This is a genomic window from Lysinibacillus sp. JNUCC 51 (assembly GCF_015999525.1).
In the GTDB taxonomy this organism is placed as follows: domain Bacteria; phylum Bacillota; class Bacilli; order Bacillales_A; family Planococcaceae; genus Lysinibacillus; species Lysinibacillus xylanilyticus.
The window spans coordinates 843,225-865,965 of the sequence record NZ_CP065545.1 but is presented as its reverse complement, the minus strand read 5'-3'; the positions used below and the strand labels follow the sequence as shown (position 1 = coordinate 865,965).

The following is a 22,741-nucleotide window of genomic DNA, read 5'->3' as shown; positions in this document are numbered from 1 at the left end:
AAATCTAAAAAAGATTTCTGCGCTTTTCTATTTTTTAACTGACCTGCATCCAGCAGGCCTAAGCACAAAGTCGATTCTAGACGCAATTTTGCCGAGGCAAAATTGATATGTATAAAATAAGTCGTTTGTTTCAAGCTATCAAAAAAGGAGTGATGATAATGCGTTTTGTAAGCATAGTTTTTGCCTTGATGTTGGGGATTAGTATATTTGCTATTCCGCAAAATGACGCTATTGCATTTACCGAGCAACAGATTTCTCGTGGTGCTTATGGTGATGATGTAATTGAGCTACAGGCGAGGCTACAATACTTAGGATTTTATAAAAGTAAAATTGATGGCAAATTTGGCTATAACACATATTGGGCTTTACGAATTTTCCAAGAAAAATATGGTTTACCAGTAGATGGGATAGCCGGCGCTAAAACTAAAAAAGCTTTATCGGGTTATTCAGATTACGATGAAGGATGGGTAAAAGCGCAATTAAATGCAGGAAATCAATTTACTTATTATGGTGGCATTCCACTTGAACGGCAAGTGAAAACAAACACTGGCGGTGGTGGTGGAGGTAATAGTAGCGGTAGTAGTAATAATAATGGGACTAAAACTCAAGTACCTCCAAAGTATACTGACAGAGATGTACAGTTAATGGCGAATGCGGTTTATGGTGAAGCTAGGGGAGAGCCTTATGAAGGTCAAGTGGCTGTAGCGGCTGTTATTTTAAATCGTTTGGAAAGCCCTGAATTCCCAAATACTATTTCGGGTATTATTTTCCAACCGTTAGCATTTACTGCGGTGGCAGATGGACAAATTTGGCTTGAACCAAATGAACGTGCAAAAGAAGCAGTTCTTGATGCTATGAATGGATGGGATCCTTCAGAAAATGCACTTTACTATTTTAATCCGAAAACAGCTACAAGTAAGTGGATTTGGTCACGACCTCAAATTAAACGAATTGGAGAACACATTTTCTGTTCATAAGGAAGGAGGAAAAAAATGAGAACTATGCTCGTTATACTCACTGCGGCAGTTATTGGCTTAGGTGCATATAGCATTAATTTGCACGGAAAAAATGTAAGTTTACAACGTACTGTGCTAGCTCAGTACACAGATAATTTAACGGATGCATCAGAGAAATTATCGCATTTACAGCGATCTGTTTCACAATCTCTATTGTTTCAGGATGACAATGCCATTCACAATGAGTTAGATTCTGTTTGGCGACTAAGCTCTGACGTTCGATCTTCGATGTCGAATATTCCTATCGGGCAGGAAATGTCTAACGACTGGCTAAGTTACTTAGGGCGTCTAGGAGATGAGGCAAAGAAAACAGCTGAAACAGGTGATTACGAAGCTTGGCGAGAAAAAATGCCACAAATCTCTACAAATTTACAATCACTTTCAGATGAGTGGTCGGCAGCAACAGTAGATTTTTATAAAAACAACGGTAAGATGGATGTCTGGTTACGCCAAGTAGATACTAAGAACCCAAATACAACATTTGATAATGTTCAAAAGACATTAAAAGATTACAGCGAAAAAGACTTCCCACTTACATTAAGTGAATCGGATTGGCAGAAAAAAATAGAGCTTAAAGCATTACAAGATTCAGTCATTACTGAAAAAGAAGCATTGGAAAAAGTAAAACAATTATTCCCTATCTTAAAAGATGCAACATTTACTGTAACGAAAAGTAGCGATACTGCACCTTATCCGTTTTATCATATCCAATTCCACCAAGATATTCGATTAGGATATGTTGATCTAACAGAAAAGGGTGGACATTTAATATCCTATTTAGTGGAACGTCCAGTAGATGAAGCAAGGCTATCACAAGATGAAATTATGAAAAAAGCTGAAGAATATGTAAAACGACTTGGAATGAGTGATGTTGCATTTGTGGAATCTCGTGAAAACCATCAAGCATGGCATGTGACATTTGCACGTGTTCACCCAGGCGATAAAGCATTAATTTATGCAGATGGGGTGCAATTAAAACTTGCTAAGGATACAGGCGAGTTACTTGGTGCAAATGCGATGGAATATATTCAGGCAGAGACGATCAAACCGCAAACTGCAAAACCAATTGATTGGAAAACTTTCTTCGATGATGATGTGAAAGTACAAGAAGTAAGAAATATTTATACAGATAACGGTTCATATGAACAACGTCTTTGCTATGAGGTAATTGCGGTCCGTGATAAAAACGCGCAAGAAACATTCCGAATTGTTATTGACGCTGAAAATCATAATGTTTTAAAAGTGGAATATTTAACTTAATATAAGAAAAAACTACCAGTTTATATAGCCAAAGTGAGCATCTCATGCGATAATATAGGTATATTTGTGTTCGGGGAGATGCTCATGGAAATAAAAATTGGTACTCAATTAGAACTTGAACCAACTTATACAGAACGTGTTGAAAAATTCCGCTGTAAAGTTGTAGAGCAAAAAGAAAATATTATTTATATCGATTATCCAATAAATGTTGCCACAAAGAAAACCGCTTTTTTAATAGATGGATCTGAATTTAGAGCAACTTTTCGCACAGAGGATAAGCAATCATTTGCATTCAATACTGAAGTAATTGGACGTAAAGCTGGTAATATACCTATGATTATGATGCATTGTCCAAAAGCAGATGACTTTATCAAAATTCAACGTCGTGAATATGTACGTGTGGAAACACCTGTGGATGTAGCGATACAGTTTAAGGATTACAAATATCAGCTAGTAACAACGGATATTAGTGCAGGTGGTTTGGCAGTGACCTTAAAAGGGGCAATTGCTTTTCAAGATGATGATGAGGTTAAGTTAACAATCGTTTTACCTTTTGCCAATGGGGATGCAAAATACGTGGTCACGGATGCGACGGTTGTTCGTATATTCGAAAAAGATGACCAAAAATTTGCAACTATTCAATTATCAGATACTGATGATGTAGACCAACAGCATATTGTTCGTTTCTGCTTTGAACGTCAATTAGTGAATCGTCGTAAAGAAATAAATCCTTTTGATGCTTGATTTTTAGGCTTTTTAACCTCTTACAGCGTGTGTCAAATAGAGGAACTTAGTCTAAGAACGTCACGTCCTGTGGCAACGACTGAGTGACCAACATCGGGCCGCTGACGCTACGTTAGTACTACGCTTTCGCAAAAAAACATTTGCTGGCAAAAACCTGCGGAAGGCATAATCGATTGGTCTTCCCATTCACTATTGGTGAGTGGAAAATACCATGAAATTTTGCAGGGAGTATACACACCTTCAAATCGAGTAGTATTTTTGATTTAAGAAAGCCCTCTGCTTAAAGAGGGCTTTTTTATGATACAATATGGTGTGATAGAAAGTAGGGGAGAATATGAAAAAAAACATTCAAATTGCGATTGATGGACCGGCTGGTGCTGGGAAAAGCACAATCGCGAAAATTGTTGCAGAGGCACTTGGATTTACTTATATCGACACAGGTGCTATGTATCGTGCTGTGACGTATAAAGCAATGCAACAAAACATACATTTAGATGATGAAACAAAATTAGCAGAAATGCTAGCATCTAGCACAATTGAATTAAAGCCTTCTTCTGAAGGACAACTTGTCTATTTAGATGGGAAGAATGTGTCGGCAGAAATTCGATCAAATGAGGTAACTTCATCTGTTTCACAAGTAGCGGCACACGCTAAAATACGCGAACTATTAGTAGCACAGCAACAAAAGCTTGCGGCTAATGGTGGTGTTGTAATGGATGGGCGCGATATTGCTACGCATGTATTAAAGACTGCAGAACTAAAAATCTTTATGTCTGCAACTGTAGAAGAGAGAGCAAGACGTCGTTTTATTGATAATCAAAAACGAGGAATTGAATCTTCTATTGAAAAGCTTCAAGAGGAAATTGCCCTGCGCGATAAAATGGATAGCGAGCGTGAAGCATCGCCACTAATTCAGGCAGCAGATGCCACATTTTTAGATACGACAGCATTATCAATTGATGAAGCTGCACAGGCCATTTTAAAATTAGCGCAAGAAAAAATGATATAAATCCTAAAATTTCAGACATTTTTTGAATTTAAAGGATTTATTTTTGTCTTTATCTTCAATTTCGAATAAAATAGTAAGGGAAGATGCGAAGGAGGGTTACATATGTCTGAAGAAATGAACTATGCAGAACAAACGTTTAACGAAGGTGATATCGTCAAAGGTATTGCAGAGCAAGTTGATGAAAAAGCGGTAACTGTTTCAATTCCAGGTGCACCATTTGACGGCATTGTACCAATAAGTGAACTATCAAGCTTACACATTGAAAAAGCGTCTGACGTAATTTCTGTTGGGGATGAGTTGGAGTTGATGATTACAAAAGTTGAAGAAGAAAACTATGTATTATCAAAACGTAAAGTAGATGCTGTAAAGGCATGGGATACACTTGAGCAACAATTCAACGCTGGAGAAATTTTCGAAGCGGAAGTAAAAGATATTGTTAAAGGCGGTCTTGTCGTTGATTTAGGAGTACGTGGCTTCGTTCCAGCATCCCTAGTAGAAGACTACTTTGTTGATGATTTCGAAGACTATAAAGGTAAGTCCCTAAGCTTTAAAATTGTTGAGCTTGATAAAGAAAAAAATCGTTTGATTTTATCACATCGTGCTGTAGTGGAAGCTGAAAAAGCTTCTCAAAAGAAAGATGTTATTAATCAGATTAAAACTGGCGATGTTTTAGATGGTAAAGTACAGCGTATCGCATCATTTGGTGCATTTATTGACCTTGGTGGTATTGATGGCCTTGTGCATATTTCACAAGTATCTCATGAGCATGTGAGTGATGTGAGCGAGGTTTTATCAGAAGGACAAGAGGTAAAGGTGAAAGTCCTTTCTGTAGACCCAGAAAATGAGCGTATTTCGCTATCTATTAAGGATACGATTCCTGGTCCTTGGTCGAACATAGAAGAGCGTGCAGCTAAAGGAACAGTCCTAGACGGAAAAGTAAAACGTCTTACTTCATTTGGAGCATTTGTAGAAGTTTTCTCAGGTGTAGAAGGTTTAGTGCATATTTCGCAAATTGCGCATAAACATATAAACACGCCACACGAAGCTCTAAAAGAAGGACAGGATGTACAGGTGAAAGTGCTTGACGTTAATGCTGAAGAAGGTCGCTTAGCATTAAGCATTAAGGATTTACTTGAAAATCCTGAGGCAGAGGAAGTTGTCGACTATGAATTACCAGAAGAAAACACAGGCTTCTCTTTCGGTGATGTCATTGGCGATAAACTAAAAAATTTTAAATAAACTAGACATGCGAGGATGCAGTTTGTGTCCTCGCTTTTTTATGTAGGAAACGGATAGAAAAATCAAAGAGATGGATAGAATAAGTCAAAGCGAGGATAGCCGCATCGAGCCACTAGAATTAAGAGAAAGTGATGAAAAAAATTCCAGAGAGATAAATAGAACAGTACATAGCGCGCTCTTTTATGGATATGATATGATATAATGGCATTTTTCGTGTATAATAGCGAAAGACAAGAAGTTGGAAGGATGAAGTACAGATGACGAAACCAGTAGTAGCCATCGTAGGTCGTCCGAACGTAGGTAAGTCGACGATTTTTAATCGTATCGTTGGAGAACGTGTATCGATTGTGGAAGATATTCCAGGAGTTACACGCGACCGTATTTATAGTTCGGCAGAGTGGTTAGCACATGATTTTAATATTATTGATACAGGTGGTATTGAGATTGGGGACGAGCCGTTTTTAGAGCAAATTCGTCAACAAGCAGAGATTGCCATTGATGAGGCGGACGTTATTATCTTTATGACAAATGGCCGTGAAGGTGTAACAGCTGCTGATGAGCAAGTAGCAAAAATTTTATACAAAACAAAAAAACCGGTCGTTTTAGCAGTGAATAAAATTGATAATCCGGACATGCGTGAGATGATTTATGATTTCTATGCGCTTGGCTTTGGTGAACCTTGGCCAATTTCTGGTTCTCACGGCTTAGGCTTAGGGGATTTATTGGATGAATGTGCAAAACATTTCCCTAAAGAAGATGAAGATCAATATGGGGACGAGGTCATTAAATTCTCGTTAATTGGTCGTCCAAATGTTGGGAAATCTTCGTTAGTAAATGCATTTTTAGGCCAAGACCGCGTAATTGTTAGTAATATAGCAGGTACTACTCGAGATGCTATTGACACACCTTATGAGTATGATGGTCAGGAATATGTCATTATTGATACTGCAGGTATGCGTAAAAAAGGGAAAGTGTACGAAACGACAGAGAAATATTCTGTATTGCGTGCGTTAAGAGCAATTGAACGCTCTGATGTTGTTTTAGTCGTTCTAAATGCAGAAGAAGGCATCCAAGAACAAGATAAGAAAATTGCAGGCTATGCACACGAAGCAGGAAAAGCTATTGTTATTGTTGTTAATAAATGGGATGCGATTGAAAAAGACGAAAAAACAATGAACGTCTTTACACAACAAATTCGTGAGCATTTCTTATTCTTAGACTACGCACCAATTATTTTTGTTTCGGCCAATACAAAGCAACGTGTACACCAAATTTTACCGATTGTACAACGTGTAAGTGAAAATCATGCAATGCGTATTCAATCATCTATCCTTAATGAAGTTATTGAGGATGCTGTGGCACGTAACCCAGCACCAGCTGATAAAGGTCGCCGTCTTCGTATCTACTATGCTACTCAAGTTGCGATACAGCCACCGACATTTGTGGTATTTGTCAATGAACCAGAGCTAATGCATTTCTCTTATGAACGATTTTTAGAAAATCGTATTCGAGAAACATTTGATTTCGAAGGAACGCCAATTCGTTTAATTTCCCGTGCTCGTGCTTAGGAAAATATACACATACAATACGCCAGCCCGACAAATAATTGTTGGGTGGCGTCTTTTTACAAGAAAGGAAAGTATAATTTTTCTAATGTCTACCATAAGATGCTTTGCGAGTTTTACTGTTGTAAGCCTTTCTCTAGCATTTTTCGTAACTATAAGAGTGAATTATCTTTTCTTAACAAGGGAGGATTTTGAATGGAAAAAGTTTGTGTGTTAGGGGCAGGCTCTTGGGGTACAGCACTTGCGATGGTACTTGCAGAAAATGGGCATGATACACTTCTATGGACTCATCGAACTGATCAAGCTGAAGAAATTAACAACCTGCATACAAATAGGAAGTATTTACCTGAAACAGTGCTACCGGCAAATTTATATGCAACAAGTGATATTGCTAAAGCAGTTGCTCATTCGGAGACAATTGTCGTAGCCGTACCTACTAAGGCTATTCGAGAAGTATGTGAAAAAATGATAGCAACACTCGATAAAAAAGTACTGTTTGTTCATGTATCGAAAGGGATTGAGCCCGATACATTAAAACGAATTTCGGAAATTCTGGAAGAAAGTCTACCAGCTGAATTTGTAGAAGATATTGTTGTACTTTCAGGTCCAAGTCATGCAGAGGAAGTTGTCTTGCACCACCCGACAACTGTTACAGCCGCTTGTGCAAGCATTGAAGCCGCCGAAAAAGTGCAGGATTTATTTATGAATCAATTTTTCCGTGTCTACACAAGCAAAGATGTGATTGGCGTAGAAATAGGTGGAGCATTAAAAAACGTAATCGCATTAGCTGCAGGTATTTCAGATGGTTTAAATTATGGTGATAATGCCAAAGCGGCACTTATTACTCGAGGATTAGCTGAGATTTCACGTCTTGGTGTTAAAATGGGTGGGAATCCATTTACATTTTCAGGACTTACAGGCATGGGAGACTTAATTGTAACATGTACAAGTGTGCACTCTCGTAATTGGCGCGCAGGTAATTTACTGGGGCAAGGAATGAAACTGCCAGAGGTACTAGACCAAATGGGCATGGTTGTTGAAGGGGTCCGCACAACAAAAGCTGCCTATCAACTAGCAGCGAAACATGACGTTGCTATGCCGATAACTACGGCGCTTTATAGTGTTCTATTTAGTGATATAGAACCGAAAGTAGCGGTTGATGCATTAATGATGCGTATGAAAAAGCGAGAAATCGATGACATGAAATACTAATCATAATATAGGACCGATTCCAGATGCAATTTTGCTAAAGGCTAATTGATTGAATAAAAGTGAATAAAAATGGTTCATATCGATATGCCGGATCTATTTGATTAGTTTTGTCATAAAATGGACATAAATAAGGTGTCTCAGTAAATAACTGAGACACCTTATTGTGTGCTTTGAGATTAAAAATCTATAACGCTATAAAGGTTGTCCATTTAACTTCTTTGAACAGAATTCTACCACCTCAATAGGTGGTATGATGCGGATTTAAGCTACTTTTCAGCGGGTGTCCAAACAACCGCTGAAAGAAGTCAAAGCCTCCGGCGGATGCCACACAAAGCCGATTCTGGACGCAATTATGCCAAGGCATAATGGATTGATAGTTACCGGACAACTATTTCTTTTTAGCGAAAGCACATAGTATAATATATTTTGATTGTTTCGTGACATTGAAGAAAGGTGGTTGTCTTAAATGGGTCCGTTAGCACATTTGCCAGCGCTTGATGTAATGTGGGTATCATTTTATTGTATCGGCTTTATGATTATATCTGTTGGCTTAATTTATTTAGCTCGTAATAAGGTTTCAAACGGTTTTTTACGTACAATCGTAAATTTAATTGCATACATACTATTTGGGCTTGGCACATTTTTAATGGTACTAATTGTAGCCACATGGCCTGCATAAAAATGATGAGGTGGAAGTGACATGAAAAAACTAAGTGCTTTTCTTTTGGTAGTAGTAACTGCTGTACTTCTAGTAGGTTGTGCATATCCAGAAGACGAAAAAGCGGCAAAATCAGTGCCTGATGCTGACCAATTAGCTGCAGTTCAGCGTGCGGTTAATGAATACCGCGAAGCAACTGGTGGACTAGTTCCAATTAAAAATAGTGAGCTAGATACAGATATATATATAAAATATTTAATTGATTTTGAAAAACTAATGCCAAAATATCTTGCACAAATTCCAGGGAACGCTTATGAAAAGGGTGGAATTTACCAGTATATTATTTGGGATCCTGAGAATGAAGCTAAAGTAAAATTGGTAGATTTAAATGCTGCAGAGAGAATTCGTGAAATTAATATTCGTAAACTTTCTACTCAATATTTACCGATAAAGGGTTCAACTTCAGATAATGTATTTCAAATTAACTTTGAAGAATTGGGTTATAAAAAAGATGTTACTGTGAAAAGCCCTTATTCTGGTACCGAATTACCGATATTTATGACAGGCGATGGTGAAATGCATGTCGACTATTCAATCGATTTAGGTCAACTACTAAAAGAAGACAAGCTTGATGTGAAGCCTGGAGATGATATTCGTCAGCTACTTGTCGATAAATATCCAGTCGTACCTGCTTATTCTATACCTTATACGGTAGATGATAAGGGTGAGCCAATTTATTTTATGGACGAATATAATAGTGACGCAAAAAAAGCTAGAGAAAAAGCTACAGAAAAAGCAATTCAAGAGTCGGAATCCAAAACTAAAAAAGATTAGTCATTAAGAGGCTGGGACAAAACCCACCTCTTAACTAAAAAGCCGGTGAAATTTTACGATTAGTAAAATTTCACCGGCTTTAAATTTTTTTCATAAAAAATAAGGACCACTTCTGATAAAATTAAGTCACCATAACAAAATTATACAGAAAGAAGGATCCTTATGTTTAAAGATTATAACATGAATCAATTAGTTTTGCCTTTAGATTTTGAAGTGAAGTTACAAAAGAATGATATCGCCTTCCATGTCCACCATTTAGTCGAAAGTATCCCGCCCGAAGCGTTTGAACCATTCCTTCGAAATGAGGGCTGTCCTGCCTACCATCCACGCATGATGCTTAAAATTATCTTATGTGCCTACACGCAATCTGTCTTCTCAGGGCGCAAAATTGAAGCGCTTTTAAAAGATAGTCTTCGGATGATGTGGTTAGCTCAAGGGCATGAACCAACCTACCGCACAATCAACCGATTCCGTGTCCAACCAGAGGTAAAAGAGTTGATTCGTCAATGCTTCGTTCAATTCCGCTGCCAGCTGGTACAGGGAGAATTAATTGACCAGGAAGCTATTTTTATTGATGGAACAAAGATTGAAGCGAATGCGAACAAATTTACATTCGTGTGGAAAAAGTCGGTTGAGAAATTTCATAACGGACTAATTGAAAAGTCAAACCAGCTATACGATGAGCTGCTTGAAAAAGAAATCATGCCAGAAATTGAACGGGAAAGTGAAAAGGAATTAGCATTGGAAGACCTCGCTCAAATGGTCGAAAAAGTTGATGAAGTGATTTCTGAATATGATCGAAAAATTGAAGAGTCATCGGATGTAGCAGAGCGAAAGGCTTTAAGAACGGAACGGAAATTCCCAAAGCAGGCTCGCAAACAATTGATCGACTATATTGAACGCAAACTAAAATATCAAAGAGACTTCGAAATCTTTGACGAACGAAATAGTTATTCGAAAACAGACCCGGATGCAACATTTATGCGTATGAAAGATGACTATATGAAAAATGGTCAATTGAAGGCAGGTTATAACATACAAGTGGCAACAGAAGGTCAGTATGCGCTTGCCTACAGCATTTTTCCGAATCCAACGGATACACGTACATTAATCCCATTTTTAGATGAAATCGAACAACATTATTTTAAGTTACCAAAACACATCGTCGCAGATGCTGGATATGGCAGTGAACAAAATTATGATGATATCCTTTCGAACCGTAAGCGAGAAGCCTTAATCACGTATAACATGTATGTAAAAGAACAGAAGAAAAAGCATAAGCAAAACGAATTCAATACAGAGAACTGGGATTATGATAAAGAACATGATCGATACACTTGCCCAAACCAACAACAGCTTGTATTTAAATATCGTTCCACGAAAACGGATAAGTATGATTTCACGCGTGAATTTAAGATATACGAATGTGAGGACTGTTCCGGATGCCCCCTACGTTCGTTATGTACGAAAGCAAAAGGGGGAAATAATCGTAAGTTAATCGTGAATGAGAAGTGGGAGCAACAAAAAGAATATGTAAGAGTAAAGCTTTCAGAAGAAAAAACGAGTACCATTTATCGTCAACGCAAAATTGACGTGGAACCAGTTTTTGGATTCTTGAAGGCTAATTTGCGTTTCACTCGATTTTCTGTGAGAGGAAAATCGAAGGTTGAAAACGAGATGGGCCTCGCATTAATGGCCGTGAATTTAAGAAAATTCACAGCCATTAGCTAATAGCTATATGGAGACAACATAAAAAATAGAGAAATCCGAATTTGAATGAATTCAAATTCGGATTTCTCACTAATGAAGCTAGTTATGTCCCAGCCTCTTTTCTTACGATTAGTCAACCTTATTTAAAGAATAATTTATATTTTTATGAGTGTGAAGTGGTGAGGGATATCCCTCACCACTTCACACTCATTTTTAGATACGCCAAAAAGACCTGACGATTTTTATTTTTTTCGAAAGGTCATTATGATATAGTTCTATGTAGGTGATTATGATTTTTGAGCTGGTAGTGCGGACTCATAATCGTAAAGAATGCCATGCGTCAGTAACTGAAATGTCACTTTCAGAAACTTATTGATGCAGGCGATGATCGCAACCTTATGAGGCTTCTTCTGAGGTTGCTTTTTTAATTTGTAGTAATAGTCCACAAAATGATTCGGTTTTCCTTTAGCCATAAGCATGGCGCACACCATAAAATATAAAATCTTCCGTAAATGTTTGTTTCCTCGTTTATTAATCCTGTCTCGATATTGCGTATTCCCAGACTGGTACCGCATAATATCAATGCCTGCGTAAGCATTCAGTTGTTTCGCATTTTGAAAGCGGCGGATGTCACCAATCTCTCCAATTAATCGGCACGCCGTTGAATCGCCAATCCCAGGAATCGAACGAAATACTAGATATTCTTTTCTTCCTTCCGACAATTCCACCATCTGTTTCACAAGCGCATCTTTCTTCTCTAGTAAATCCGCAATGCGAGCTGCGTAATCTCGTGCTTGATCACAACGAATATCTGTGGGTTTAATCGCTGGGTAACTATTTTCAGCTGCTTCTAATAATGTAATAGCTTTAGCCTCCGCACGCATTAGCGATAGTTTTTTTCGCGTATTGCCCTTTAAACGATTTTTAATAATCGTTTTTGAATGGGCCTGTAAAAGTGTTGGGTGCGGATATAGTTGTACAATATTTAAAAATAGTGCTGAACTCGGTGTAACCAGTTTTTCTAATTCTGGAAAACTCAACTGTAAAATGGCATGCATTCTACTTTTGAGTAAAATGATTTCTTCGTCAATTTCATCGTAATAACGAGTCAGTGCACGCATCTGTTCATAATAATCGTCTTGTATGTACGTTGTTTTGCGTTCCATTTTGAAATGTGTCTTCGCGAGTTCATGGGCATCACTGATATCGGTTTTATTGCGACGCATCGTTGCCATCTGTAAATTCGCTTCAAGTGGATTCATGCGGCAGTATGCATAGCCGTACTCTTTGAAAAACGCTTCGATAGATTTTGAATAGATGCCTGTTGCTTCAAATACGATATCTGGCGCTTGTCCATCTTGCTTTGTCATCTCTTCCATTCGTTCGTGTAATCGCTCGAAATCACCCCGTGTATGATGTAGCACACCTTCAAACTCACATTGGCGGTGACCATCATAAATCGCAACGGTACTTTTTCCTTTACTGACATCTAACGCAATGACATGTTTCATCTCATTCTTCTCCTTTTGACCAATCATAGAAGCCTTCACAGTACCTTATCGATTCCACTTTCTTATACACGATCTCTTGGATCCAACATACTAAACTGATTCATATAAGGGCATGAAGTTAGCCGGTTTTATATACGGACTCACAAATGGTCCCAGAGGCTGGTCGGCTTTTCTTCACTTCTACTATAAAAAAATAGTAGCACAAACCATGGCCTTGGTTTGTACTACTAATGTTAGTATGTTTCATATTTATCTATAAGCTCGCATATAGTGAAAAAGCGTAGATAAAGGAGGCAGAAACCTTGAGTGAAGCAGTATTTAGAGAAATTGCAGAGCGCACAAATGGCGATGTTTATATTGGTGTTGTCGGTCCAGTACGTGTAGGTAAATCAACATTTGTAAAAAAGGTTATGGAATCAGTCGTGTTACCAAATATTGTGGATGAAACAGAAAGAATGCGTGCACAAGACGAGTTGCCACAAAGCTCGCCGGGGCCAGTCATTATGACTGCTGAGCCGAAGTTTGTGCCTGCCCAAGCAACACGTATTGCTGTCGGTGAAGATGAAATGACGTTCCAAATTCGTTTAGCAGATTGCGTTGGTTATATCATTGAAGGGACAAAGGGCTATGAGGATGAAAATGGACCAAAATATGTCCATACACCTTGGCATACAGAGCCTATCCCGTTCCAAGAAGCGGCGAAAATAGGTACAGATAAAGTAATTCGTGACCATGCCAATATTGGAATTGTTGTAACAACAGATGGCACGGTAAATGGTATAAGTCGTCGTGCGGCTGAGAAAGCTGAAGAGGAAATTGTAGAACAATTAATGGATATTGGAAAACCTTTTGTCATTGTACTAAATTGTCAAATGCCAGCACGTGAGGAAACCGTACAGCTTCGGAATGAGTTATTTGAGCGCTATAATGTTCCGGTAATTGCTACTTCTATTGATCAAATGCGTGCATCTGATATTCAGTATATTTTGCAAGAAGCATTATTTGAATTTCCAGTTCGAACAATTGAGGTAGAAAAACCAGATTGGTTAGATGTTTTAGATGCAACACACCCATTGAATGTTGCGTTAATTGATTCGATGGAAGAAGTATTATCATCTATTATGAAAATAAGAGATGTACAGCAGGCGTCAGATGCTTTTAAAGCCATTGATTTTATTGACCAGAGTGAAGTGGTACATGTGGATGCTGGAGTCGGGACCGCAGTCATTCGAGTGTCATTACAAGGCGAGCTATATAAGTCGGTTTGCAATGAATGGCTAGATGAGCCGATTGAGACGAAGCGAGATTGGCTACTATTTATTAAAGAGGCAGCAGAAGCAAAAGAGGCTCAAAAACGCTTTAAAACTGCTATTAGTCAAGCAGATTCAACTGGTTATGGTGTAACATTGCCGATGATGCAGGAATTTGAGCCAACAGCACCAGAGCTCATTAAACAAAATAATTTTTATGGTGTACGTATGAAGGCAAAAGCGCCATCATATCATATCATTCGTGTAGATATGGAATCAGAATTCGCGCCACTAATTGGTTCTGAATTCCATAGTCAACAACTGCTTAAGGATTTAAATCATGCTTATTTACATGATCGTGATGCTTTATGGAATACACAGCTTTTTGGAACTCCACTACATGAAGTGTTAAAAGAAGGGATACGCTATAAAATGGATGCTGTTCCACCTACAGCCAAAAAACGGATGCGACAAACAATTGAACGTATGGTGAACGAGGGCGATAGAGGATTAGTTACATTTATTTTGTAGCGAAAAAATGAAAAATAAAGCACAAAAAAATACCACAGGGCTTTTCGTTTTTATGCGAAAAGTCCTGTTATTTTTGTTTTTTGGGTGAAAAACGTGTTTTTTGGTTATAATCATGTATGAATACAGTTGCGTAGCGGTTTTCTATGTGTTAATCTTTTTACAGAATTGGTTCATGACCCTTTGAGAGGAGGTGAATGGTGTGAATAAAACAGAATTAGTAAACTCTGTTGCTGAAGCTGCAGGTCTTTCTAAAAAAGACGCTTCTAAAGCAGTTGAAGCTGTATTTGATACAATTCAAGATGCTCTTGCAAAGGGTGACAAAGTACAATTAATTGGTTTTGGTAACTTTGAAGTACGTGAACGTGCGGCTCGTAAAGGTCGTAACCCACAAACTGGTAAAGAAATCGAAATCGCTGCTAGCAAGGTACCTGCTTTCAAACCAGGTAAAGCGCTTAAAGATGCTGTAAAATAATACACGTCTAGTAGTTACATAGAGCAGTCTTCATGTAAATATACATGGAGGCTGCTCTTTTTAACTTCTTTTAAGGTTGTCCATACATCCGCTAAAAGAAGTTAAAACCTCTATGACTCAATAATGCCGTGCCACTACGAAAAGTTGTGCACATAGCTAAAAATGTTAATGGTACATAGATAGATGCAATAAATGTAAATATTCATTATAGATATCATAAGCACAATAGGCATATCCTTAAAAGTTAAGATATATTTTGTAGAAACTTATACCATATATTTAGTTGATTGGAGTGAAGACAGGGCGACTTCACGAGAATCAACGCCACAGATGAGAGCGCAGCGAAGCGGGTAGAGGAACGAAGGCTAGTAGCATCACGTCCTGTGATAACGCCTTCGTAGCAACATCCTGAAGTTGCCGCTTCGCTTTCGCGCAAAAAAATCTGTTGCCGCTGCCGTTTCGCTTTGCTTTCGCACAGACAAAACTCAGTTTTTGTCCCGACGTCCCCAATAAAGCGCCCAGTCGGAACGGAAATTAACCAACGTTTATTGTAATGAGCCACAAATTATAATATGTGCTTCTAACTAGAAAGCAATAAGTGGCTATTTTGCTCATATAGCGATGAATTTCTTTTGAATCAAGTAAGTCGTTTTGCGCTTACCTTTTGGATGTGCTACGATGCATAAGGAAATGTGTAATGTATTGATACGCAGGAGGGTTTTTACGGATGTCGAATGTTGATTTATTGAAAATAGAAGAAGCAGTAAAAATGATTTTAGAAGCGGTGGGCGAAGATGTAAATCGTGAAGGTTTACTCGATACACCGAAACGTGTAGCAAAAATGTATGCAGAAATGTTTAGTGGCTTACATGAAGACGCAAAAGATTATTTTAAAACAGTGTTTCATGAAGACCATGAGGAATTAGTACTTGTAAAGGACATTCCGTTTTATTCGATGTGTGAGCATCATTTAGTACCTTTTTACGGAAAAGCTCATGTCGCATACATACCAAACGATGGCATTGTTGCTGGACTAAGTAAATTAGGACGTGCAGTAGAAACCATTGCTCGTCGTCCACAATTACAGGAACGAATTACTTCTTCTGTGGCAGAGACAATTATGGAAATGCTCTCTCCGAAAGGTGTTTATGTAGTGATAGAGGCGGAGCATATGTGCATGACTATGCGAGGACTTAAGAAGCCAGGATCTAAAACTGTGACTTCGGTTGCACGTGGCATTTACGAAGAAGATGAAGTAAAACGTAGAGAAGTTTTATCATTTATTCAAATGTCTTAAATTGAGTGTCTAATTATGTTATGATGGACTAAGAATTTGTCGGATTTAAGGAGTGTACAGACAATGGCGCAAGATTATATTATTATTCAAGCAGAGGAAGATGGCGTGCATGTAATCGGTTTAACACGGGGTACAGATACAAAGTTCCATCATTCTGAAAAATTAGATGCAGGCGAAGTTATGATTGCTCAATTTACCGAACATACATCTGCCATGAAAATTCGTGGGAAAGCACAGATTCATACGGCTCACGGTGTTATAAATAGCGAAGCTAAAAAGTAATAGAGCGAAATTACATTCAGAAGTGCTTTTTGAATGGTTTCCTGTCTATGCAATTTAGTAATGGCACATATAAATCGACTAGATGTGTAAACCTTAGTAATGTTTTTGCTCCGATTTTATCTTCTTTCAGCGGGTGCCCAAAAACCTGTACCTGTCGCTACGCTTTCGGTACAAAAGGCACCCGCAGAAAAGAGGAACTTAGGCTAAGAACTTCACATCCTATGAAAACGCCTGAGTGACCAACATCGCCCAAAGCCTCACGCGGATGTCACAGAATCGGAAAAGAGTTCCTAGAGGATGTTAGCCTAAAATCATCGCATCCATGCGATAACGGCTAATTGATCTGCATCGGTAAAAACGCCACGTCCTGTGGCATTACCGAAATGATCGACATCGTGTCGGCCCTCGTGCAGGCCTAAGTACAAAGACGATTCCGTATACAATTATGCCGTGGCATAGTTAATAGGCAGTTGGATTTCTTCCGTTTTTTAACGAGAATGCTCTTCTGCCTATCGTTTTGAATAAAGCAAAAATTTTTTATTCCGAATCGTCGCGTATGCTATAATGACTCAGTAAGCAAGCGTTAGGTCATGAAGTAACTAACGTATTTGAAATGAAATGGAGTAAGGTCTATGAATGCAACATACATTCAAAATTCAATTGCACAATTAAAAACAGAGATTTTCATGGATGTTCGTCATAGAACTTTGCAAAAATACACAGGGTTGCCTGTGCTAGATGAAAATCAATTATTTTACTTGTTAATTCCTTTTTTTAATGGGGAAGAGTGGCAACAAGAGGAAAGAGAAGCTGCAATCACTGTTGGAATTGTGTACGCAGCTTTAGCGGCTCACGATCATATTAAAGAATTAAACGCCACATCAAAAGAACAGCAGCTAACCGTTTTAGCTGGAGACTTTTATAGTGGCCGTTATTATGAGATATTAGCGATGTCGGGAAATGTCGCATTAATCCGAAGTTTGTCGCAAGGGATTGTGGCACGTTGTGAACACCAAATTAAAGTATATGAGGCAGAAAAACGATCAATCGAACAATGGTTTGCCTCAATAACAAACATTGAATCAGGACTAATCTCAAAATTTTTTGAGCTCTATTCTTTTGGTAATTACATTCCAATGGTGGAGAAGAGCTTATTGATTTTGCGTTTAGAAAGAGAATTGTCGACATATCAAAATGGACAAGTATCTTTAATGAGTAACGTTCTTGAAGAAAGTGCAAAATCTGCTGGAGCGACCTATGGCAACGTCATACAGGGTAAAATTGTGCAATTAAAAACAGAGCTGTTACAAGTTATAGAAGATGCATCGTTTTTACAAAGTGATGTTAAACAAGCTTTGCAAGCACGTGTAGAGGCATCCATTGCTTCTACTAATGGATAAGAGAGGTTTTTCAAATGGCTAAAACGAAAGAAGAGCACGTGCATGAAGTATTTGAAAGTATTTCGCAAAACTATGACAAAATGAATGGTGTTATTAGTTTCCAGATGCATGTAGGCTGGCGCAATGATACGATGAAGCACATGGCAGTAAAACCTGGAGCGAAGGCACTAGATGTTTGCTGCGGTACGGCAGATTGGACAATTGCATTAGCCGAGGCAGTTGGTGAAGGCGGAGAAGTAAAAGGGGTAGACTTCAGTAAAAACATGCTGAAGGTAGGCGAGGAAAAGGTAAAGCCATACCCACAAATTGAACTAATACATGGAAATGCTATGGAGTTACCTTTCCCAGACAATACATTTGATTATGTAACAATTGGTTTTGGACTTCGTAATGTACCAGATTATTTACAAGTTTTAAAGGAAATGAATCGTGTTGTAAAACCAGGGGGGATGGTTGTTTGTTTAGAAACATCACAATCTGAAATTCCAGGCTATCGACAACTATTCCGTTTCTATTTTAAATTTATAATGCCGATATTTGGTAAAATATTTGCAAAAAGCTATAAAGAATATTCTTGGCTACAGGAATCAGCAAATGATTTCCCAGGTATGAAGAAGTTAGCGGCATTGTTTGAGCAGGCAGGATTAGAAAAAGTAACGTATAAAGCATACAGTGGCGGTGCTGCGGCAATGCATATGGGCTTTAAAAAAGTACGTTAATGGGGGAAGGTTTTCACACGTGGAAAAGATGAAGTTAAAACTACTCTATTCCGATTTGAAATCAGATATCGATATCATTGAAAAAGAATTAGAAAAAGCGGTAAACTCTTCTTCATGTTTGATCAATGATGCTTCTCTCCATTTATTGCAAGCTGGTGGCAAACGGATACGACCAATTTTTGTGTTGCTTGGTGCGAAATTTGGCGAATATGATATCGAAAAGATGAAAGATGTAGCCGTGCCAGTAGAGCTTATTCATATGGCATCACTTGTGCATGATGATGTAATTGATGATTCCAATATGCGAAGAGGACGCCCGACTGTCAAATCACAATGGAATAATAGAGTTGCAATGTACACGGGCGATTTTATTTTTGCACGTGCACTTGAATATATTACGAAGCTTGAAGACCCATTAGTTCATCAAATTTTAGCACGTACAATGGTGGAAATTTGTAACGGTGAAGTTATTCAAATCGAAGATAAATTTAGATTAGATCAAGGATTAAAGGATTATTTTAGACGAATCAAACGAAAAACGGCATTACTGATTTCTTCTAGTTGTGAACTTGGTGCAGTGGCAGCAGGTGTCGATCCAAAAACGGTGAGACATTTGAAACGATTTGGCTATTTTGTAGGCATGAGCTTCCAAATTATCGATGATGTTTTAGATATTATGGCAACAGATAAAGAATTAGGGAAGCCAGCAGGTAGTGATTTACTGCAAGGTAATATTACATTACCGATTCTAATGTTAAAAGATGATCCCGAGATGAAACCTTATTTAACAAAAGTATTTGCAGGCACATTGACGGAAACAGAGCGTCAAAATATGCTGCAGTATGTGCGTAAATCCGACGCGATTGAGCAAGCTAATAAAATGAGTGATAAATATTTAAAAAAGGCATTACAGGAAATAGATGCATTACCAAAACATCCCGTTAAGAAAAAATTACGTGATGTCGCTTTATTTATGGGTAAGCGTAAATTCTAGCTTTTTGTTGTACAAAGGCTCATTTTTTGTTAATATTTATCGGTAGGTGTAAAACCTGTTATACGAACTTAAGGAGTGTTTTAAACATGGCAATCGAAAAAACTTTTTTAATGGTTAAGCCTGATGGCGTAGAACGTCAAGTAGTAGGAGATATCGTAGATCGTTTTGAACGTCGCGGTTTTGTATTGAAAGGTGCTAAATTAATGGTAATTCCTACAGAATTAGCAGAAAAGCACTATGCAGAACATGCAGAGCGTCCATTCTTTGGTGAATTAGTTGATTTCATCACTTCTGGTCCTGTATTCGCTATGGTATGGGAAGGCGAAAACGTAATTAAGCTTGCTCGTACAATGATGGGAGCAACTAAACCTGAAGAATCTAACCCAGGTACAATCCGTGGTGACTATGCAACAACTGTTTCTCACAACATCATTCACGGTTCTGATTCACTTGCTTCTGCTGAGCGTGAAATCGGCTTATTCTTCGGTGAAGATTTAGTTTAATTTGCTAATTTAAAAAGCAATCTCAATTTAATTTGAGATTGCTTTTTTTTTGTTCTAAAAAGAGTGCCGTTAGCTTTATTAGTGTGACAGATAGAACCCAAGGATTAAAAATAAACCTTCTAAAACAATGGTTAGAATCTTCTAGATACATATAGAAATTGTTAAATACTTCTTAGTCATGTAGAATAAAAGATATAATATTCTGATAATTAAGTCGGGTGTCACGGAAATCGGAAAGGGTTTAAAAAAGGATGTTTGCCTAAAATCATCGCATCCATGCTTTTACAACCCGCTAGCCTATGCACAAAGCCGATTCCGGACGCATGTTTATCTGCAGCGAAAACAAAGCGACAGCTACTATTATGCCGAGGCATAATTGATGAGCTTAATAATCAAGAATATATTTCCTAACATCTAAATACATTGGATGATAGGAAATGATAGAGATAACAGTACAAAGGGGTTATTTTATGAGAGAAGTAGTGATTGTATCAGCTGTTCGTACAGCGGTTGGCAGGAGTAAAGGGGCATTAAGCAATGTTCGAGCAGATGACTTAGCGGCAGATGTTCTGCAAGAAGTAGTGCAACGTGCAGGTATCAACAAGGATCAGGTTGAGGATGTAATTTTTGGCTGTGTAACGCAAACTGCTGAACAGGGAGCAAATATAGCTCGTACTGCATTATTAATGGCAGGCTTTCCGGAAAGTGTCCCAGGTGTGACAATCGATCGTCAATGTGGCTCAAGTCAGCAGGCTGTACATTTCGCTGCACAGGCTATTTTAGCAGGCGATATGGACATTGTTATTGCTGGTGGAGTTGAAAGCATGACGAGGGTGTCAATGGGGTCTAACACGAATGGTGCCCACACAGGTAAACGATTACAAGAAAATTATACAATTATTCATCAAGGGTTATCAGCCGAGAAAATATCAGAAAAATGGAATTTATCAAAGGAACAGCTAAATAACTATGCTTACAATAGTCATAGACGAGCATTGGCTGCAATTGAGGCAGGCCATTTTAAAAAGGAAATACTGCCTGTTCAAGTTACGCAAGAAAACGGCTCAATTACAACATTTTCTGTTGATGAGGGACCTCGGGCAGAAACGACAGTTGATAAATTAAATGGGCTTAAAACTGTTTTCCAGGAAGATGGTGTGATTACAGCTGGTAATGCAAGTCAAATGAGTGATGGTGCCTCGGCGGTAGTTATAATGTCTTTGGAAAAGGCACAGGAGCTTGGTATCCAACCGCTTGCTAAAATTGTTACAAGAGTTGTTGTTGGTTCAGATCCGACGTTAATGCTAACTGGTCCAATTGAGGCAACTAGACAAGCATTAGAACGTTCAGGTCTTACGATAGAGGAAATTGATACGTATGAAGTGAATGAGGCTTTTGCGCCAGTGCCACTTGTTTGGTTGCATGAAATTGGAGCAGATCCAAATAAATTAAATCCAGATGGAGGAGCAATCGCTTTAGGGCATCCATTAGGAGCGACAGGTACAAAGCTATTAACAACGATGCTTTATAGAATGGAACGAGAAAATTTACGTTATGGCTTACTTGCGATTTGTGAAGGTATGGGAATGGCGAATGCCACTATTATAGAGAAAATATAAAAGGGGTTGTGTTTGATGAAAGAAGTAATAGCAGTTGTAACTGGGGGAGCATCTGGTTTAGGAGAGGCGACTGTTCGTAAAATTGTTGCAGAGGGTGGCAAAGCAATGATTTTTGATCTTAATGACGAGCGAGGACATGCATTAGCAGAGGAGTTAGGGGAGAATGTTCGGTACGCCCGTGTAGATGTCACAAAAGAAGCTGATGTAGCGGCAGGGCTAGAGCAAGCAGTGGCGAAATTTGGGTCCATTAACGTCACTGTGAATTGTGCGGGAATTGCTGATGCAAAAAAGGTACTTTCAAAGCGTGGTGTACATGCCCTTGATTTATTTGAAAAGGTGATTTCTGTAAATTTAATTGGGACTTTCAATGTTATTCGCCTTGCAGCAGAGAAGATGCAACATAATGAGCCAAATGAGGATGGTCAGCGTGGCGTTATTATTAATACTGCATCTGTGGCAGCATTTGATGGGCAAATAGGACAAGCTGCATATAGTGCGTCAAAAGGAGGGGTGGCATCGATGACCTTGCCGATTGCCAGGGAGCTTGCTGAAATTGGTGTACGTGTTATGACTATTGCTCCAGGAATAGTAGAAACACCAATGTTTGCATCGTTACCAGAGCCAGCAAGAATAGCGCTTGCCCAAATGACTCCGTTCCCTAAACGACTTGGGAAACCATCAGAATATGCGCTATTGGTCGAAAGTATTATCAAAAATGGTTTATTAAATGGTGAAGTAATTCGCTTGGACGGCGCGATTCGTATGCAGCCGAAATAGAGGTAACATGAAGGTGCTTGACTCTAGCTAAATAAGCTAGACTGTTCATAGAACATAGAGAATGAGCAAAAGCTCCTGTGATTACGCATTTGTTGCTCTGAAGTGAGGTACTTGTCTACGGTTAGCGAGGGAAAAAATT

At 38.5% G+C, this 22,741-nt stretch carries 20 protein-coding genes and 1 pseudogene; 20 read left to right on the top strand and 1 reads right to left on the bottom strand.

Going from position 1 to position 22,741, the window contains the following annotated elements; translation table 11 throughout:
• The first annotated feature begins 158 nt into the window (after window positions 1–158).
• From sleB to JNUCC51_RS04470, 10 genes and pseudogenes are all read left to right on the top strand, one after another.
• The gene (sleB, locus tag JNUCC51_RS04515) at window positions 159–977 is read left to right on the top strand and encodes a spore cortex-lytic enzyme (RefSeq protein ID WP_337991016.1); all 819 of its coding nucleotides are present in this window, start codon (window positions 159–161) and stop codon (window positions 975–977) included.
• A 15-nt stretch (window positions 978–992) separates the two neighbouring features.
• Entirely contained in the window at window positions 993–2,276 is a 1,284-nt protein-coding gene (locus tag JNUCC51_RS04510) for a PepSY1/2 domain-containing protein (RefSeq protein ID WP_337991015.1), read from the top strand.
• Between the two features lie 84 nt (window positions 2,277–2,360).
• Complete coding sequence (locus JNUCC51_RS04505; protein WP_337991014.1) at window positions 2,361–3,020, top strand: flagellar brake protein; 660 nt, start codon at window positions 2,361–2,363, stop codon at window positions 3,018–3,020.
• 334 nt (window positions 3,021–3,354) lie between these two features.
• Window positions 3,355–4,029 (top strand): (d)CMP kinase, encoded by a 675-nt coding sequence (gene cmk / locus JNUCC51_RS04500; RefSeq protein WP_337991013.1) that lies wholly within the window; start codon window positions 3,355–3,357, stop codon window positions 4,027–4,029.
• A 102-nt stretch (window positions 4,030–4,131) separates the two neighbouring features.
• Window positions 4,132–5,268 (top strand): 30S ribosomal protein S1, encoded by a 1,137-nt coding sequence (gene rpsA / locus JNUCC51_RS04495; protein WP_337991012.1) that lies wholly within the window; start codon window positions 4,132–4,134, stop codon window positions 5,266–5,268.
• Window positions 5,269–5,525: 257 nt separating this feature from the next.
• Entirely contained in the window at window positions 5,526–6,836 is a 1,311-nt protein-coding gene (der, locus tag JNUCC51_RS04490; RefSeq protein ID WP_337991011.1) for a ribosome biogenesis GTPase Der, read from the top strand.
• A gap of 192 nt (window positions 6,837–7,028) precedes the next feature.
• A complete protein-coding gene (locus JNUCC51_RS04485; protein ID WP_337991010.1) occupies window positions 7,029–8,045 on the top strand; it encodes an NAD(P)H-dependent glycerol-3-phosphate dehydrogenase in 1,017 nt (338 codons plus the stop codon).
• A 466-nt stretch (window positions 8,046–8,511) separates the two neighbouring features.
• Window positions 8,512–8,724, top strand: coding sequence for a DUF2768 domain-containing protein (locus tag JNUCC51_RS04480; RefSeq protein ID WP_337991009.1), 213 nt, complete (start codon window positions 8,512–8,514; stop codon window positions 8,722–8,724).
• A gap of 21 nt (window positions 8,725–8,745) precedes the next feature.
• Window positions 8,746–9,537 carry a YphF family lipoprotein gene (locus JNUCC51_RS04475; protein WP_337991008.1) on the top strand — a complete coding sequence of 264 codons (792 nt, stop codon included), beginning with the start codon at window positions 8,746–8,748 and terminating at the stop codon, window positions 9,535–9,537.
• Window positions 9,538–9,699: 162 nt separating this feature from the next.
• Window positions 9,700–11,259, top strand: a pseudogene (locus tag JNUCC51_RS04470) (IS1182 family transposase); the annotation flags it as partial.
• Between the two features lie 275 nt (window positions 11,260–11,534).
• On the opposite strand, the gene JNUCC51_RS04465 reads toward JNUCC51_RS04470, so the two are convergent.
• The gene (locus JNUCC51_RS04465) at window positions 11,535–12,758 is read right to left on the bottom strand and encodes an IS110 family RNA-guided transposase (protein WP_337988445.1); all 1,224 of its coding nucleotides are present in this window, start codon (window positions 12,756–12,758) and stop codon (window positions 11,535–11,537) included.
• Between the two features lie 302 nt (window positions 12,759–13,060).
• Here JNUCC51_RS04465 and spoIVA point away from each other — a divergent pair, with 302 nt between their 5' ends.
• The 10 genes from spoIVA (at window position 13,061) to JNUCC51_RS04415 (ending at window position 22,602) form a co-directional block, all read left to right on the top strand.
• On the top strand, window positions 13,061–14,539 hold the full coding sequence (spoIVA, locus tag JNUCC51_RS04460) for a stage IV sporulation protein A (protein WP_337991007.1): 1,479 nt from the start codon (window positions 13,061–13,063) through the stop codon (window positions 14,537–14,539).
• 199 nt (window positions 14,540–14,738) lie between these two features.
• Entirely contained in the window at window positions 14,739–15,011 is a 273-nt protein-coding gene (locus JNUCC51_RS04455; RefSeq protein ID WP_004232618.1) for an HU family DNA-binding protein, read from the top strand.
• A 727-nt stretch (window positions 15,012–15,738) separates the two neighbouring features.
• The gene (gene folE / locus JNUCC51_RS04450) at window positions 15,739–16,308 is read left to right on the top strand and encodes a GTP cyclohydrolase I FolE (protein ID WP_079559906.1); all 570 of its coding nucleotides are present in this window, start codon (window positions 15,739–15,741) and stop codon (window positions 16,306–16,308) included.
• Between the two features lie 63 nt (window positions 16,309–16,371).
• Window positions 16,372–16,590: a trp RNA-binding attenuation protein MtrB gene (gene mtrB, locus JNUCC51_RS04445; protein WP_053593578.1), complete on the top strand. Its 219-nt coding sequence runs from the start codon at window positions 16,372–16,374 to the stop codon at window positions 16,588–16,590.
• Between the two features lie 632 nt (window positions 16,591–17,222).
• A complete protein-coding gene (locus JNUCC51_RS04440) occupies window positions 17,223–17,990 on the top strand; it encodes a heptaprenyl diphosphate synthase component 1 (protein ID WP_337991006.1) in 768 nt (255 codons plus the stop codon).
• A gap of 14 nt (window positions 17,991–18,004) precedes the next feature.
• Window positions 18,005–18,709 (top strand): demethylmenaquinone methyltransferase, encoded by a 705-nt coding sequence (locus JNUCC51_RS04435; RefSeq protein WP_337991005.1) that lies wholly within the window; start codon window positions 18,005–18,007, stop codon window positions 18,707–18,709.
• Window positions 18,710–18,728: 19 nt separating this feature from the next.
• Window positions 18,729–19,703 (top strand): heptaprenyl diphosphate synthase component II, encoded by a 975-nt coding sequence (hepT, locus tag JNUCC51_RS04430; protein WP_100544601.1) that lies wholly within the window; start codon window positions 18,729–18,731, stop codon window positions 19,701–19,703.
• Window positions 19,704–19,789: 86 nt separating this feature from the next.
• Complete coding sequence (ndk, locus tag JNUCC51_RS04425; RefSeq protein ID WP_132359254.1) at window positions 19,790–20,206, top strand: nucleoside-diphosphate kinase; 417 nt, start codon at window positions 19,790–19,792, stop codon at window positions 20,204–20,206.
• A gap of 470 nt (window positions 20,207–20,676) precedes the next feature.
• Window positions 20,677–21,825 carry a thiolase family protein gene (locus tag JNUCC51_RS04420; protein WP_337991004.1) on the top strand — a complete coding sequence of 383 codons (1,149 nt, stop codon included), beginning with the start codon at window positions 20,677–20,679 and terminating at the stop codon, window positions 21,823–21,825.
• A 15-nt stretch (window positions 21,826–21,840) separates the two neighbouring features.
• Window positions 21,841–22,602, top strand: coding sequence for a 3-hydroxyacyl-CoA dehydrogenase (locus tag JNUCC51_RS04415; RefSeq protein ID WP_337991003.1), 762 nt, complete (start codon window positions 21,841–21,843; stop codon window positions 22,600–22,602).
• Window positions 22,603–22,741 lie beyond the last annotated feature (139 nt).